Here is a 15,901-nt window from a genome sequence, read left to right as displayed (position 1 = left end):
GTTATTCCTTTGCGGCGGCGGGCGGGGTGCCCGCTGCGCCCATTGCGATCCAACTGAACGCGCCCAGCCCGGCGACGCCGGACATCAGCCACAGCATCGGCGTCCAATCATTGCCGCTGGCTTCCAGAAGCATCCCGCCCACCACGGGCGCCAGAAAACCGGAGAAATTGGCAAACATGTTCATCGCCGCGCCCATGGTGGCGGTGTAGCCCTGGCCCAGTTCCACGCACTGATTCCAACTGATCGGCACCAGCATGTCGCCGAGAAAGGCAATACTGGCGAGCAGCGCGATCGCCACCCACACGTTCGTCGCCTGCGGCACCAGCGCCATCAATATGGCGACGCTGGTGAAACAGACGATGGCAACAGCGCGGCGCGATACCCACAGCGGCAGCATGCCAGCGGTGAGCGAGCCCAGCCCGCCCATCAGCAGCGGCAGCACCGACAGGCCGGCCATACCCGCCGCGCTCTGCCCATGCACCTCGCCCAGGAAGGTGGGCATCCAGGTCACGAAAAAATACCAGACATAGGACCAGCAGAAATATTGAAGGCACAAGAGCAGCGCCTGCCGGCGCAGCAGCAGCTTCACCCAGGATTCGGGCGCATGGGCGACCAGCGCCTGCGATTCGGCCAGCAGCGCCTGTTCCGCCGCGTTCACGCCCGGATGATCGGCCGGCCGCTCGTGGAAGCGGCGCGAAAACCAGGCCACCCACGCCGCGCCCAACAGCCCGAACAGCACGAAGGCCCAGCGCCAGCCGACGTAATTGATGGCCAGCAACACCAGCGGCGGTGTCACCGCGCCGCCCCAGCGCGTGCAGGCCCACATCAGCGCCTGCGCCTTCACGCGCTCGCCGCGCGGCAGCCACTGGGTGAGCATGCGGGTGAGATTGGGAAAGCAGCCCGCCTCGCCGGCGCCGAACAGGAAGCGGATCACCCACATCGAGCTGAAGCTCCACGCCGCCCCGGTGAGCGCCGTGAACAACGACCATGCCAATACCAGCCGCGAGAGGATCTTCTTCACGCCCAGCTTGTCACCGATCAGCCCCATCGGGATCTCGAACAGCGCATAGGAAAGCCCGAAGGCCCCGAACACCATGCCCATTTCCGATTTGCTGAGGCCCAGATCGGTTGAGATGGGCCCCGCCGCCTGGCTGATCGCCACGCGTTGCACATAGGCCAGGATGGCCAGCGCCAGCGCCATCACCACAACGCCATGGCGCACACGGGTTGGGGGCATGCCTGCAATCTGCGTCACGTACCATTCCCCCCAATTCACCCGGGCAGTGTGCGCTGACTGGTCAGGCGAACGCAAGTGTATACTGAATACGATTTTTGCTTGTCAATTCATCCCGGTCGGGTCAAGGTCACGCTTGGCCGGCTGCCACACGCAATTGACTGGCAAGCTGCGGATGGTTCAGCTTGGGACCAGGCATGGTGGCCAGCGTGGTTTCAGGCGAAGCGCCAGGCCAAAAGGGAGTTGATCATGAACGAGTTGGCGCGGATCAGCATGGCCAGTCTCGCTGGATCCGTGGCGTTGGTAACGGGTTCCGGCCGCGGGCTGGGCCGGGCCATCGCGTCGCGGCTCGCGGAACTGGGTGCCGATGTCGCCGTGCATGATATCTCCGAAAGCGCGCCCGCCCAATTCGGCGAGGAAAAGAGCCTGACCGGCCTTGCCGAGCGCCTAGCGGCGCAGATGGGGGTGAAGACGACGGCTGTCTTGGGCGACATTTCCGACGAAGCCCAGGTGGCCGCGATGGTGGCCGCCACCGAACAGACGCTGGGGCCGATCTCCATCCTGATCAATTGCGCGGGCGGTGACATTGGTGCGGCCGGCGGCAAGCCCGATCCCAATGGCGCGCTCGACATCAGCCTTGCCGACACGCAGGCGATCATCAATCGCAATTTCATCGGCACGATGCTGGTGTGCCGCGCCGTGATGCCCGGCATGGCCGCGCGCAACCAGGGCAGCGTCATCAACTTCGGATCGCTGAACGGCCACCGCGCCGTCACCAGCGAAGTTGTCTATGGCTGCATGAAGGCAGCCATCGTGCATTATACCCGTTGCCTGGCCATGGAGATGCGCCCCCACGGTGTTCGCGTCAACGTGGTGTCGCCCGGCCCGACCACCAGCGCCCGCTTCCTCGCCACCCGCACCACCGATCCGGCGATGATGGCCGCCGGCCCCAACCTTGATCGTTATGCGACGCCAGAAGAGGTTGCCGGGGTGGTGGCCTTTCTGGCCGGCCCAGACAGCCGCTTCGTATCGGGCCAGGTGGTGCGCATCGATGGCGCCGCTGGCCTTTATCCCGCCTGATCGGAACACCCGCACATGAGCAACAGACTTCAGGGCCGCACGGCGCTTGTTACCGGTGCCGCGCAAGGCATTGGGCTGGCGATCGGTCGCGCCTTCCTGGCCGAAGGCGCCATGCTGATCGCCACCGACATTGCGGCCGATCGGCTGGCAGCCGCCTATGCCGGCACTGCCGCCCACTGTGCGGTGCTGGACGTGACCGACGAGGCCGCGGTGAATGAAGCGGCGGTGGCGCACAACCAGGTCGACGTGCTGGTCAACTGTGCCGGCTGGGTGGCCAGTGGCACCATCCTCGACACCACCACGCAGGATCTGAACCGCAGCTGGCAATTGAACGTGCTGGCCATGGCCACGATGATCCGCGCCTTCCTTCCGGCCATGCAGGCCCGGCGGCAGGGATCGATCATCAACATCGCATCGGTGGTGTCCAACGTGATGGCGGCACCCAATCGCTTCGCCTATGGCACCACCAAGGCGGCGGTGGTGGGCCTGACCATGTCGGTCGCCCGCGATTTCATTGCCGATGGCATCCGTTGCAACGCCATCAGCCCCGGCACGGTGGACAGCCCCAGCCTGGCCGACCGGCTTGCCGCCACCGGCGATGCCGAGGCCGCCCGCGCGGCCTTCGTGGCGCGCCAACCGATGGGCCGGATCGGCACGCCCGAAGAAATCGCTGCCGTCGCCGTGCTGCTGGCCAGCAACGACGCGACCTTCATGAGCGGCAGCAATATCGTCATCGATGGCGGGATGAGCCTGTAAGGCCCATCCCGGCCAGCGGTCATCCCGGCCAGCGCTTCACCACCTGGCGCTGCGTGCCCAGGCCGGTGATGCCCAGTTCCATCACATCGCCTTCCTTCAGGAACAAGGGTGGCTTCATGCCCATGCCGACACCGGGCGGCGTGCCGGTGGAGATGATGTCGCCGGGCTGCAGGCTCATGAACTGGCTGACGTAAGACACCACGGTCGCCACATCAAAGATCAGCTTGTCGGTGTTGCCGGTCTGCACGCGCTGGCCGTTGAGGTCGAGCCAAAGATCGAGCTTGTTGATGTCGTCCACCTCATCAAGCGTCACCAGCCACGGGCCGAACGGGCCGAACGTGTCGCAGCCCTTGCCCTTGTCCCACTGGCCACCGCGTTCCAGCTGATATTCGCGTTCCGACAGATCGTTGACCAGCACGAGCCCGGCAACATGCTCCATCGCCGCTTCGCGCGTCACATAACGGGCCTCGCGGCCGATCACCACGCCCAGTTCCACCTCCCAGTCGCTCTTGAGCGATGTGGGCGGCAGCAGCACATCGTCATCCGGCCCGATGATGCTGGACGTGGCCTTCATGAAGATAATCGGTTCGGTCGGCACGGCCATGCCGGCTTCGTTGGCATGGTCGATATAGTTGAGGCCAATGCAGATGAACTTGCCGACCTTGCCGACCGGCTCGGCGCTGCGCACATCTTCGGGCACCAGCGGCAGCGCGCCCACGTCAATGCCGGACAGCGCGTCGGGCAGCCTGGCCAGCAGGGCACCATCGATGTCTGGCACGATGCCGGCCAGGCTGCGGCGCTGGCCGGCGCTGTCAAGCACGCCCGGCTGTTCCTGGCCGCGATCCCCATAACGTAACAATTTCATGGATTTGCCCTTTCATTTGACAGGAATGGCCCTGCCAGTGGGCAAGGCATCAATCGTCGGCCAGCACCATGCTGGAAAACCGCTCCGGCTCGGAATAGGCCATGCGCAGGTGGGTGAGCAGCGCCATGCGCGGATCGGCCTTGCCGCCGGTCACCACGTCGAGCAATTCGCGGTGGTGATTGAGCCGCCACTGGCGCATCTCGCGGCTGACATGTTCCAGCGTCTTGTGGGCGAACAGCGCCAGGGTCAGTTGATCGAGCATGCGTTCCAGCCAGGGGTTGCCGGCGGTACGCCAGATCAACTGGTGGAAACGGCGATCGAGATCGGCGGCTTCGGCCAGCGGCCCTTCCCAATTCTCCATCTGGTCGACCAGCGCTTCCAGTTGGGCGCGGATGTCCGGCGTGAGGTGGGCGCGCGCCAGTTTCATGGCTTCGGCTTCCAGCACGATGCGCAGCGAATTGATCTGCTGCACCTCGGTTTCGGAAAGCTGCATGACAAACATGCCACGGCGTTCCAGGTTCATCACCAGACCCTGTTCCTGCAGGTGGGACAAGGCTTCGCGCACCGGAATGCGGCTGGTGGCAAACTCGCGGGCAATCTGGCTTTCGTTCAATCGATCGCCTGGCTTGTACCGGCCCGCCAGAATCTGCTGCCGCAAGGCACGCGCGATATGATTGCGCAGGGTTGACGGAGTCTCTGTAAGGGCGAGGGGTTCTGCAGTCGCCAATGTGCCAGCTTTCTCTTCGCAGAAGCCGTTGCGCTCCTACCGCGAACGATCCCACAGCAACAGCATATAGACCGCAATAGCCGGCACGCAAGTCAGGAGACACGACAAGCGCCGCTGGCATGGGCAAATGTCTCAACAACTGAGTGGATCAGTGGTTGTGCCGAGGCAGGCGCGCCCCGACTGATTGATAATCGACTGCGAATTCCAGCACGGCGCCGCCCTCCAGGCTGCCGACGTGGGCGCGGTACAGCGCCTCCCACGGCGTTTGGCTGGCCGGGACCGTGAACGGTTGTTCGGCTTGGCGCCGCGCGATCTCCGCATCATCCACGAGTGCGTCGCAGCGGCCGGTGTTGAGATCGATCCGGATGACATCCCCGGTGCGCAGCCAGGCGAGGCCGCCACCCGCCGCCGCTTCCGGCGAACAGTGCACGATCGACGGGCTGTCGGACGTGCCGGATTGGCGACCGTCGCCAATCGTCGGCAGGCTGGTGATACCGGCGCGGATCAGCGCATCGGGCGGCTGCATGTTGACCACTTCGGCGCTGCCGGGCCAGCCCACGGGGCCGGCGCCGCGCATCACCAATATGCAGTGCTCATCAATGGCCAGCGCCGGATCGTTGATGCGATGATGATAATCGTCGCCGCCGTCGAACACGATGGCGCGGCCTTCATAAATGCCCTGTGCCCCGCTCCGCTCCAGATAGCGGCGGCTGAAATCCGCGCTGATCACGCTGGCTTTCAGGATGGCGAAATCAAACAGATTGCCGCTGATCGGCATCAGCCCGGCGGACGCGCGCAAGGGTGCCGCCACCGTGCGGATCACATCACCATCGGCATCGGCTGCATCGGCGATGTTGGCGGCCAGCGTCTGCCCGGTCACGGTGAGCCGATCGGTGTGCAGCAGACCGGCGCGGGCCAGTTCCTTCAACACCACCGGCACGCCGCCGGCGCGGGCAAAGCCTTCGCCCAGATGGGTGCCGGCCGGCGCCATGTTGAGGATCAGCGGCACGCCGATCCGGTCGCGCCAGTCGTCCACCGTCACATTCTGGCCGGCATGACGGGCCATGGCGGTGATGTGCGGCTGCGCGTTGGTGGAACCGCCGATCGCCGCGGTCAGCGTGATGGCATCGAGGAACGCCTCACGCGTGAGAATGCGGCTGGGACGCAGATCCTCCTGCACCATTTCCACGATGCGATGGCCGGTGGCATAGGCATATTGGGCGCGTTGGCGCCAGGCCGCCGGGATCGCCGCACAGCCCGGCAGCGACAGGCCAAGCGCTTCGGCAATGGCGTTCATGGTGGAGGCCGTGCCCATGGTATTGCAATGACCAACCGACGTGGCCGAGGCCGCAGCCGCCGCGATGAAATCCTCCTCGTCGATCTCGCCGGCGGCCAGGCGTTTGCGGCTGGCCCAGATCACCGCGCCGGACCCGACCCGCTTGCCTTCATGCCAGCCATCCAGCATCGGCCCGCCCGACAGCACGATCGCCGGCAGATCCATGGTGGCCGCCGCCATGATGCCGCTGGGGGTGGTCTTGTCACACCCGGTCGTCAACACCACGCCATCGATCGGATAGCCGTTCAAGATCTCCACCAGCCCCAGATAGGCCAGATTGCGATCGAGCGCGGCGGTGGGCCGGCGGCAATTTTCAAAGATCGGATGCATGGGAAATTCCATGGCGATCCCGCCGGCGTCGCGAATGCCTTCCTTTACCCGTTGCGCCAGTTGCAGATGCACGCGGTTGCACGGGTTGAGGTCGCTGCCCGATTGGGCGATGCCGATGATCGGCCGGCCGGAGCGCAGTTCGTTCGGCGTCAGGCCATAATTCATGAAGCGTTCGAGATAGACCGCCACCATGTCGGGCCGATCGGGGTTGGCAAACCAATCCTGCGACCGAAGGCGCCGCCGGCCGGCCCCGGCATCACAATCATCTCCGCCGGCACCTTGACCGTCGGGGTTGCCGCTTTTGGGCTTGACGCCGTCTGCCACTTTGCCTCCCGTGCGTGCGCAGCGTGTCGCCTTGCGCCGCCAGGCAACTGTATATAGACGACAGTTTTCGCCTGTCAAACCAGCGCCCAGCGGCCAAGGATTGATCGCATGAAGATGCCAGAACCCGATGCCGCTGTCATCGCCGATCGTGCGCAGATCGTGGCGGCGCTGGCCCAGATCGTGCCCGATGGCGTGATCGGTGACGATGAAGGCGTGTCGCCCTATGGCAGCGACGGGTTGACCATGTACCGGCAAAGCCCGCTGGCCGTGGTGCTGCCGCGCACGACCGAACAGGTGAGCCAGGTGCTGGCCTGGTGCAATGCCCATGGCGTGAAGGTGGTGGCGCGCGGATCGGGCACCTCGCTTTCGGGCGGGGCGCTGCCGCTGGCCGACGGCATCGTGCTGGGCATGGCGCGGTTCAATCGCATCCTCGACCTTGATTACGACAATCGCTGCGCCGTGGTGCAGCCCGGCGTTACCAATCTGGCCGTCAGCCAGGCCATGGCGCAGCGCGGCTTTTATTATGCGCCGGACCCGTCCAGCCAGATTGCCTGCTCGATCGGCGGCAATGTCGCGGAAAACGCCGGCGGCGTGCATTGCCTGAAATATGGCACGACGTCGCCCAACCTGCTCGGCGTGGAGCTGGTGCTGATGGATGGCACCGTGCTGCGGCTGGGCGGGCCGGGGCAGGAACAGGCCGGCTATGATCTTCTGGGCCTGGTCTGCGGATCGGAAGGCCTGCTGGGCGTGGTGACCGAGGCTACGGTGCGCATCCTGCCCCGCCCTGCCACACAGCGCGCGCTGCTCATCGGCTTTTCCACCGTGGCCGATGCCAGCGATTGTGTCGCGGCGATCATTGCCGCCGGCATCATCCCGGCCGGGCTGGAGATGATGGACGCGCCGGCGATCCGTGCCGCCGAGGATTTCGTGCAGGCCGGCTATCCCACCGATGTCGCCGCCCTGATGATTGCCGAAGCCGATGGCACGAGTGCGCAGGTGGACGACCAGTTGGCGCAGATCACCGCGATTGCCCAGGCGCATCGCTGCACCCACCTGCGCGCCAGCCAGGATGAAGTGCAGCGGCTGTTGTTCTGGGCCGGGCGCAAGGCGGCGTTCCCGGCGGTGGGCCGCATCGCGTCCGATTATTACTGTGTCGATGGCACCATCCCGCGCCGCGCCCTGGCCGGGGTGCTGGCCCGCATTTCCGACATTGTCGCCGGTCATGGCCTGACGGTTGCCAATGTGTTCCACGCCGGAGACGGCAATCTGCACCCGTTGGTGATGTATGACGCCAGCCGGCCCGGCCAGGAAGCGGCCGCCGAAGCGGCTGGCGCCGAAATCCTGTTGGCCTGTGTCGATGCCGGCGGCGTGCTGACCGGCGAACATGGCGTGGGTGTGGAAAAGCGGGATCTGATGCCGCATCAATATGGCGAAATCGATCTGGCGGTGCAGAGCCGGCTGAAGGGCGCCTTTGATGACAATGGCCTGCTCAATCCCGGCAAGCTGTTCCCCACCTTGTCCCGCTGCGCCGAAATGAACGCCATGCATGTGCACGGCGGGCGCCTGCCCTTCCCCGATCTGCCGCGATTCTGATGACGATCCATCGCCCGGACACGATCGACGCGCTGGCCGCGATCATCCGCGAGGCCGCCGCCAGCGGGCAGACCCTGGCCGTGACCGGCACCGGCAGCCGCCCCGGCATCGGCCCGGGGCCGGCGGACGCCATCCTGGACGTGACGGGCCTTGGCGGCGACCTTGTGCATGACCCGGCCGAATTGTTGCTGACGGTGCCCGCGCGTACGCCCCTGGCCGAGGTGGAGGCGCTGTTGGCCCGCGCCGGGCAATGCCTGGCCTTTGAACCGCCATCGCCCGATCCGATCTGGGGGCGCGGCAGCGGCAGCATCGGCGGCGCCATTGCCGCGGGCCTTTCGGGGCCGCGCCGGCCCTTTGCCGGGGCGGCGCGCGATCATGTGCTGGAGGTTGCCGGCGTCACCGGGCGCGGCGAGCTGTTCAGGGCTGGCGGCAAGGTGCTGAAGAATGTGACCGGTTTTGATCTGCCGCGCCTGCTGACGGGCGCGCGCGGCACGCTCGCCGTGTTGACCGAGATCACCCTGAAGGTGCTGCCGCTGGCCCCGGCGCAGGCAACGCTGGCGCTGCCGGCTGAAACGGCCGCTGCCGCCGTGCGGTTGATGGCCGATGCGCTGTTGGTGGATGGCGGCATGACCGGGGCGGCATGGGCCGATGGCCAGGTGCTGCTGCGGCTGGAAGCCAGCGCGGCCGTGCTGCCCGCCCTGATCGATGCGGCGCGATTGCGGCTGCCGGCGTTCGCCGTGCAGGACGATGCCGCCAGTCGCCGCACCTGGGCCGACATGGCCGATCTGAACGGGCTGGCGCTGGCGGACCATATTCTCTGGCGCTGCCCGCTGCCGGCCAGCCGGGCCCCGGCCCTGGCGGCCAGCGTGGCGGCAATGGGCGGCCTGCTCCGGCTCGATTGGGGCGGGGCGCTGGCGTGGATCGCGCTGCCGCCGGCGCTGGCCTATCTGGATGTGCATGCGCTGGTGGCCGATGCGGCCGGGCGCGACGGCCATGCCCAACGGCTGCGGCTGCCCGCGGGCATCCCCTCGGCGGTGCCCGCGCAGCCGCGCCTCGATGCGGGGCTGGCGGCGCTGGCGGCGCGCGTGAAGGCGCAATTTGATCCGGCCGGCATCCTGTCACCGGCGGCCACACCGGGAAGCGGCGCATGACCATGATCGATGTGCCCGCGCAATCGGCCCGCATCCGCAAATGCGTCCACTGTGGATTCTGCACGGCCACCTGCCCGACCTATCTGCTGACCGGCGATGAGCTGGACAGCCCGCGTGGCCGCATCTGGCTGATGAAGGACATGCTGGCCAACCCGTCGGCCCCGCCGTCGCCACGCGCCGTGCATCATGTCGATCGCTGCCTGTCGTGCCTGTCGTGCACCACCACTTGCCCGTCCGGCGTGGATTACATGCACATGGTGGACGCCGCCCGCGCCCATATCGAACAGAAGCACCGTCGGCCCTGGCCGCAGCGGCTGCTGCGCTCTGCGCTGCCGGCGCTGCTGACACGGCGGGTGCTGTTCCGCGCGCTGTTGCGCGCCGGGCAAGGCCTGCGGCCGCTGGCCAACGCCGCGGTTGCCCTGCTGCCAGCCGCGCTGCGCCCGCAGCTTCAGGCGATGCTGGCGATGATCCCGCCACGACTGCCGGCGCCGGGCCTGGCCGAACAACGCCGGCCGCTGCCGGTGGCACGGCCGCTTGGCCGCGTCATCCTGCATCTGGGCTGTGTGCAACCGGTGCTGCGCCCGGCCATCGACGATGCCGCGCTGCGGCTGCTCGCCCGCCATGGCGTCGAAGTGGTGATCACCCGCCAATCCGCCTGCTGCGGCGCGCTCGATCATCATCTCGGCCGGGAAGCCGCCGCCGCCGCCCACGCCAGCGCCAACATCGCCGCCTGGGAAGCGGCAGGCCCGGTGGACGCCATCCTCATCACGGCGTCGGGCTGCGGCACCGTGATCAAGGATTATGCCGCACTGTTCGGCGATGATCCCGCCATGGCCGCCCGCGCCGCCGCCATTGCAGCCAAGGCGCGCGACATTTCCGAATATCTGGCGCTGTTGCCGCCGCTGCCATCCACGCTTGCGCCGGGCCTGCCTGTCGCGTGGCACAGTGCCTGCTCGCTGCAGCACGGCCAGCAGGTCAAGGCCGTGCCGCGCCAATTGCTGATCGACGCCGGCTTTGATGTGCGCGATCCGGCCGAAGCCCATATCTGCTGCGGATCGGCGGGGAGCTATGCCATCCTGCAGCCCGCGCTGTCGGCCGCGTTGAAGGCCCGCAAGCAGGCGGCGCTGGCGGCCACCGGCGCGCAGATCGTGGCCAGCAGCAACATCGGCTGTATCGGTCAGATCGGTGGGGGCCAGATCGGGGGGCCGGAACTGCATACGATCCACATGGTGGAACTGCTGGATTGGGCCAGCGGCGGCCCGCCACCGCCGGGCATCCCAAGGCCCAACTGTTGATTCCGCGCATCACCTGCACGTTCATTGCGGACCGCATGCCGAGCTTGCCGCCTTGCTCAAGATTGGCGTTGACCTAATCTGTATACAGTCTACAAATAACGCAAGCCATCGCCCGGAAGGGGTTGTGGCGGCCAACCGGTATCGTGACAGGCCCTGCCATGCAGCAGGGAAGCGCGGATGGTGGTGCGCGGGGAGGATGCAGTGGGCAGATTGTCTGCCCACAGGGCCGGTGAGACCGGCAGACTGACGTGCATCGTCCCCCCATTGCCTTGAGCCAACCGGTCGGCAGCAATGTGTTTGGGGAGATAACATGACGCGCACCCTTTTCCTGAAATCCGGTGGCCTGCATCGCGCCGCTTTCATGGCTGGCACGGCAGCCCTTGCGTTCACGCTGGCCGCCGCCGCCCAGGCCCAGACGGCCGCAGCCCAACCCGCCGCCGACGCGGCGATGACGGCCGAAGAGGAGGAAGCCGCGGAAATCGTGGTGACCGGCACCAGCATTCGCGGCGTCGCCCCGATCGGGTCGCCGATGGTCGCCATCGATCAGGAATTCGTGAAGGTCAACGCACCGGCCAACCTGTCCGAACTGCTCAGCCTGATCCCGCAGCTCGGCAACTTCGGCGTCAACCACGAAGTGGCCACCACCGGCCGCTTCCGCACCGGCGGTTTCCTGCCCAACATTCATAATATCGGCATCTTCGCCACGCTGGCGCTGTTCAACGGCCACCGCATGGCGGCGGTCGGCGGCGAAGCGGTGCTGCCCGATCCCGGCATGATCCCGGTGCTGGCCATCGGCCGCGTGGAAGTCGTGGCCGACGGTTCGTCGGCGGTCTATGGCTCCGACGCTGTCGCCGGGGTGGCCAATTTTGTCTACCGCCGCGACATGGACGGCTTCGAAGCGCAGGGCACCTATGGTTTCTCGCCCGAGCACAGCTATGAAAAGCGCAACCTGGCCCTGGGCTGGGGCAAGAAGTGGGACACCGGCAATGTGATGATCGTTGGCGAATACAGCGCCAACAAATCGCCCACCAACGAGGAAATCCCGTTCATCCGCGCCAACCAGACCTTCCGCGGCGGGCGTGACCAGCGCGGCACCACCTGCTCGCTGCCCAACGTGACGATCGGCAGCACGGTCTATGCCTACCCGTCGTTCGCCACCGGCAATGCCAACCGCAACCGCTGCGAAAACGCTTTGGCACAGGAAGTGGTGCCGGAATCGAAGCGCTTTTCGCTGTTGGCCACCGTCCGCCAGGAGCTGAACGACACCGTCACCCTGTGGGCTGAAGGCAATTACACCAATCTGGAAACCTCACGCGTTGCCAACCCGCGCAACATGAACATCACGGTGCCGGCCAACAATCCCTATCTGCTGCTGCCGCCCGGCGTGACGCTGGGCGCGAACCAGACGGCAAGCGTTGTGCGCAACGGTGAGGGCCTGTTCCCCAACCCGATCAACAGCCAGAAATCCGAAGTGATCGGCCTCACGCTGGGCGCCGATGTGAAGCTGGGCAGCAGTTGGCTGCTCAACATCATGACCCATTATTCCAAGACCAATGATTTCAACAGCCAGCCGGAAATCGATCTGATCGCGGCGCAGACTCTGGCCAATGCCACCACATTGGCCACCGCCTTCAACCCGTTCGGCCAGGCGGCGCAGAACCAGGCCAGCGTGCTGTCGCAGATCAACAACGGCTTCACCCAGATCAACGACAGCTCGCAATATCTGCGCCAGTTGATGGTGAAGGCCGATGGTCCGCTGTTCGCGCTGGGCGGCGGCGACGCCCGCATGGCCGTTGGTACCGAATTCCGTGACGAACAGACCCAGCAGTTGCAGGTCGGCGGCGTGCCCGGCCCGACCCAGTTGCTGGTGCGGGACGACAATATCTCGCGTTTCGTCGCGGCGGCCTTTGCCGAAGTGAACCTGCCGTTCTTCACCGCGCAGAATGCCACGCCGGGCTTCCAGCGGCTGGAAGTGTCGCTGTCGGCACGCTATGATCATTACCAGCAGCTTGGCGGTACCTTCAATCCCAAGATCGGCGTCGTCTGGGCGCCGGCACGGGACATTTCGCTGCGCGGTTCGTGGAGCACCAGCTTCGTGGCGCCCAACCTTGGCCTGATCACCTCGATCTTCGGCGTGCCGCAGATCGGTCTCAACATCGCCGGCTTCGGCAACAATGTGAACATCTACAACCAGGGCGGCGGCAACCCGGCGCTGACGCCGGAAGAAGCCAAGACCTATTCGTTCGGCGTTGATCTCACCCCGACCTTCATCCCCAACCTGCGGCTGAGCGTCACCTATTACAACGTCACCTACAAGAATCTGGTCTACAAGCCGACACAGGCGGACGCGTTCAACAACCCGTTCTTCAGCTTTGCCGTCATCCGCAACCCCACCCCGGCGCAGGTGGTCGCGGCCATCGCCGCCGCGCCGCCGCAAAGCCCGGTGCCGACCCGCATCGATGCCATCTTCCAGTCGTTCGCCATCAACGTCGGCCAGCGCGTCATCGACGGTCTCGACATCGATCTGAGCTACAAGGTGCCCACCAGCTTCGGCACCTTCAACCTCACGGCCAACGCCAACCGGCAGCTGGGCTTCCGCCAGGAACTGGCGCCGGGCACCGGCTTCCAGGACATCATCGGCCAGCAGAGCGCCATCAAGTGGCGCGGCCGCGGCGGGTTGAGCTGGAACCTCGATGATCTGACCGTGTCGGGCTTCATGACCTATGTCGGCGGCTTCACCAACATCACCACCGGCACCCCCTTCCCCAACGTGAAGAGCTGGGAAACCTTCGACATGACGGTGCAGTACAACCTGCCCAAGGTGCTGAAGGGCAGCCAGATCCAGCTGCGCGGATCGAACATCTTCAACCGCTGGCCGCCATTCTATGACGGCACCCAGGGCTTCTTCTCAAACGCCCACTCACCGTTCGGGCGGACGCTGGAACTGACGCTGCGCACCAGGTTCTGAACCAGCGCATCCTCCTGTGCCGGGCCATTGGCCCGGCACTTTTTTTTTCGTCCCGTCCGGGGAGAATATCGGTGCTGATCACCCGTCGCATGTTTGGCCAGGCCAGTGTGGCGGCCACGCTGTTCGCTGGTTTCCCCAGCCTCGCCATCGCGCAAGCGGAAGGCGCGCTGCCGCCCAAATCGCCGCTTGGCATCGCCGGCACCGGCCTGTCGGCGCATCTGCGCGGCCTGGACGGCGTGGCCAAGGGGCTGCGCGACGATCCGGTGGCCTTCCTGGAATATGTGCGCAGCCTGGGCGGCGGCGGCGTGCAGATTGCCGTGCCCAAGGACCGGGCCCGCTTCAAGGCGCGGCTGGAAGCGCTGGACATGTATTATGAAGGCCAGGCCGCCCTGCCCAGCCGCCGCGATGGCGATTTCGCGCCGTTCGAAGCGAGCATCAAGGCTGCCGCCGAGCTGGGCGCCACCTGCGTGCGCGCCGTGTCCCGCTCGCCCGAAGGCGGCACCGGCCGGCGCTATGAGACCTTCAAGAGCCCGGGAGACTGGTACAGTTGGCTGAGCGAGGCCAACGCCATCATCGAGAAATGCGTGCCGATCGCCGAGAAATATCGCGTCGCCATAGCGCTGGAAAATCACAAGGATCGCACAGTCCACGAGCATGTCGCGCTGCTCAAACGCATCGACAGCGAATATCTGGGCAGCCTGATCGATCCCGGCAACAACATGAGCTTCATGGAAATGCCCGAGGAAACCGTGGCCGCGCTCAGCCCCTGGGTGAAGGCCTGTTCGCTGAAGGACATGGGCGTCGCCCCCTACAAGGACGGGTTCCTGCTATCGGAAGTGTTGTTCGACACCGGCATGACCGATCAGGCCAAGTTGTTCGCACTCATGCGGAAGTCCAACCCGAAGATCTTCCCCACCACGGAACTGATCACCCGCGACCCGCTCAAGGTGCCGGTGCTGACCGATGGCTATCATGTCTCCTTTGCTGACCGTCGAACGCGCGTGGCGACGTGGCTGAAAATGGTCGCCGCGCGCCAGACCAGGCTGCCCACGGTCGAGGGGCTGTCGGCGCAGCAGCAGCTTGCGCTGGAAGAGGATAACACGCGCAAAGTGTTTGCGTGGGGACTGAAGGCCATCAAGGCCTGACCAGCGACACCCAGGCCCCTCTTGGGGCCGAGTGACCCGGTCTTCCAGGCAATTCGCTGCGAATGGCGCGGTCAGGCCAACGCGGCGGTGATCGTCCTGATATAGGACGCGATGGCCCGGTCGGTGTCGGCTGGCGCGGGATTGTTGTACAGTTCGATCGAATAGACTCCCTTGAAGCCCGTGGCCTCGGCGTCACGCACCAGACGCGTGGCATCGAACGAGGTGTGCACATAGGATTCGGGATCGAAGACCAGCCCCTTTGCCGATACGATATGGGCCACGGCCATCGCGGATTTCATCGCTTCATAGCGATCGCCGGGCGGCGACCACGCGCCCCAGTCCGGCTCTGCCCTGACGAACGGATGGTTCACCGCCTTCACCAGGGAAATCAGGCTGGGGATCGTCGATGTCGCCCCGCCATGGTTTTCCAGCAGCACGATGATGCCCAGCTTGCCGCCATGGTCGGCCATCTGGCGCAGCACCGCGATGGCGGCATCGCGGTTGATCTCGCCGCGACTGCGATTGACGTTGAACCGCATGGAGGTGCAACCGAGCACCCGGGCCTTGTCGAGCCAGACCTTGCCTTCGGCAACCGCCTGGGCACGGTCATCGGCATCTGCTGCGTCGATGCGTGGCATGTCTTCCACCTCCACGCTGATCACCTGCACCCCGGCCGCGTCGGCGGCGGCGCGAATGGCCCGGCATTCGGCGAAACTGTGGCCGGCGGGGCCGAACTGCTGATCCCACAGCTCGACCTTGGTTACCCCGAAGCGTTCCCTTGCATAGGCAGGCAAGCTGCGGTGCGACAGCTTTGGCATCGCCGTGGCGACATTGAAGCGGCCTTCATAATTGGCGCGATAGCTGGAACTGCTGATGGCGATCCGCGCCAGCTTGCGGGCCGGCGTGTCGTCAATGGGCTGGGCCCGGGCGGAGAGCGCCAGCAGCGCGGTGCCCGAAGCCAGAAAATGCCGCCTGTCCATGGCTATCCCTTCCGCTGGAACCGGCAGGGCAAGGCAACCGGCCCGCCCTGTTATCCCAGAAAAAAACTCCGGACCATGTCGCCATGGTCCGGAGCCGTATCAGTTATCGGGGCATGA

12 protein-coding genes are annotated in these 15,901 nt (G+C 65.9%); 7 read left to right on the top strand and 5 right to left on the bottom strand.

Features of this window, described 5'->3' with window-relative positions; genetic code table 11:
* Window position 1 precedes the first annotated feature (1 nt).
* The gene (locus tag ABWP22_RS05290) at window positions 2-1,255 is read right to left on the bottom strand and encodes an MFS transporter (RefSeq protein WP_353198916.1); all 1,254 of its coding nucleotides are present in this window, start codon (window positions 1,253-1,255) and stop codon (window positions 2-4) included.
* A 228-nt stretch (window positions 1,256-1,483) separates the two neighbouring features.
* On the opposite strand from ABWP22_RS05290, the gene ABWP22_RS05285 reads away from it, so the two are divergent.
* Both ABWP22_RS05285 and ABWP22_RS05280 read left to right on the top strand, forming a co-directional pair.
* Entirely contained in the window at window positions 1,484-2,314 is an 831-nt protein-coding gene (locus tag ABWP22_RS05285) for an SDR family NAD(P)-dependent oxidoreductase (protein WP_353198915.1), read from the top strand.
* A gap of 15 nt (window positions 2,315-2,329) precedes the next feature.
* Window positions 2,330-3,070 carry an SDR family oxidoreductase gene (locus tag ABWP22_RS05280; RefSeq protein WP_353198914.1) on the top strand — a complete coding sequence of 247 codons (741 nt, stop codon included), beginning with the start codon at window positions 2,330-2,332 and terminating at the stop codon, window positions 3,068-3,070.
* 19 nt (window positions 3,071-3,089) lie between these two features.
* On the opposite strand, the gene ABWP22_RS05275 is transcribed toward ABWP22_RS05280, so the two are convergent.
* The 3 genes from ABWP22_RS05275 to ABWP22_RS05265 all read right to left on the bottom strand — a co-directional run bounded on the left by ABWP22_RS05275 (window position 3,090) and on the right by ABWP22_RS05265 (window position 6,520).
* A complete protein-coding gene (locus ABWP22_RS05275) occupies window positions 3,090-3,935 on the bottom strand; it encodes a fumarylacetoacetate hydrolase family protein (protein ID WP_353198913.1) in 846 nt (281 codons plus the stop codon).
* 49 nt (window positions 3,936-3,984) lie between these two features.
* Window positions 3,985-4,662 (bottom strand): GntR family transcriptional regulator, encoded by a 678-nt coding sequence (locus ABWP22_RS05270; protein WP_353198912.1) that lies wholly within the window; start codon window positions 4,660-4,662, stop codon window positions 3,985-3,987.
* A 148-nt stretch (window positions 4,663-4,810) separates the two neighbouring features.
* Window positions 4,811-6,520 (bottom strand): IlvD/Edd family dehydratase, encoded by a 1,710-nt coding sequence (locus ABWP22_RS05265; protein ID WP_502951089.1) that lies wholly within the window; start codon window positions 6,518-6,520, stop codon window positions 4,811-4,813.
* A 240-nt stretch (window positions 6,521-6,760) separates the two neighbouring features.
* On the opposite strand from ABWP22_RS05265, the gene ABWP22_RS05260 reads away from it, so the two are divergent.
* From ABWP22_RS05260 to ABWP22_RS05240, 5 genes are all read left to right on the top strand, one after another.
* The gene (locus ABWP22_RS05260; RefSeq protein WP_353198911.1) at window positions 6,761-8,245 is read left to right on the top strand and encodes an FAD-linked oxidase C-terminal domain-containing protein; all 1,485 of its coding nucleotides are present in this window, start codon (window positions 6,761-6,763) and stop codon (window positions 8,243-8,245) included.
* Window positions 8,245-9,396 carry an FAD-binding protein gene (locus tag ABWP22_RS05255; protein ID WP_353198910.1) on the top strand — a complete coding sequence of 384 codons (1,152 nt, stop codon included), beginning with the start codon at window positions 8,245-8,247 and terminating at the stop codon, window positions 9,394-9,396. The genes ABWP22_RS05260 and ABWP22_RS05255 overlap by 1 nt, the downstream gene beginning before the upstream one ends.
* On the top strand, window positions 9,393-10,691 hold the full coding sequence (glcF, locus tag ABWP22_RS05250; RefSeq protein ID WP_353198909.1) for a glycolate oxidase subunit GlcF: 1,299 nt from the start codon (window positions 9,393-9,395) through the stop codon (window positions 10,689-10,691). The genes ABWP22_RS05255 and glcF overlap by 4 nt, the downstream gene beginning before the upstream one ends.
* Window positions 10,692-11,001: 310 nt before the next feature.
* Window positions 11,002-13,659 carry a TonB-dependent receptor domain-containing protein gene (locus tag ABWP22_RS05245; RefSeq protein WP_353198908.1) on the top strand — a complete coding sequence of 886 codons (2,658 nt, stop codon included), beginning with the start codon at window positions 11,002-11,004 and terminating at the stop codon, window positions 13,657-13,659.
* Window positions 13,660-13,730: 71 nt separating this feature from the next.
* Window positions 13,731-14,804, top strand: coding sequence for a sugar phosphate isomerase/epimerase family protein (locus ABWP22_RS05240; protein ID WP_353198907.1), 1,074 nt, complete (start codon window positions 13,731-13,733; stop codon window positions 14,802-14,804).
* 71 nt (window positions 14,805-14,875) lie between these two features.
* On the opposite strand, the gene ABWP22_RS05235 is transcribed toward ABWP22_RS05240, so the two are convergent.
* The gene (locus tag ABWP22_RS05235) at window positions 14,876-15,784 is read right to left on the bottom strand and encodes a sugar phosphate isomerase/epimerase family protein (protein ID WP_353198906.1); all 909 of its coding nucleotides are present in this window, start codon (window positions 15,782-15,784) and stop codon (window positions 14,876-14,878) included.
* Window positions 15,785-15,901: the final 117 nt, after the last annotated feature.

This window comes from Sandarakinorhabdus sp. (genome assembly GCF_040398665.1).
Taxonomy (GTDB): domain Bacteria; phylum Pseudomonadota; class Alphaproteobacteria; order Sphingomonadales; family Sphingomonadaceae; genus Sandarakinorhabdus.
This window is presented reverse-complemented; position numbering and strand designations above follow the sequence as displayed.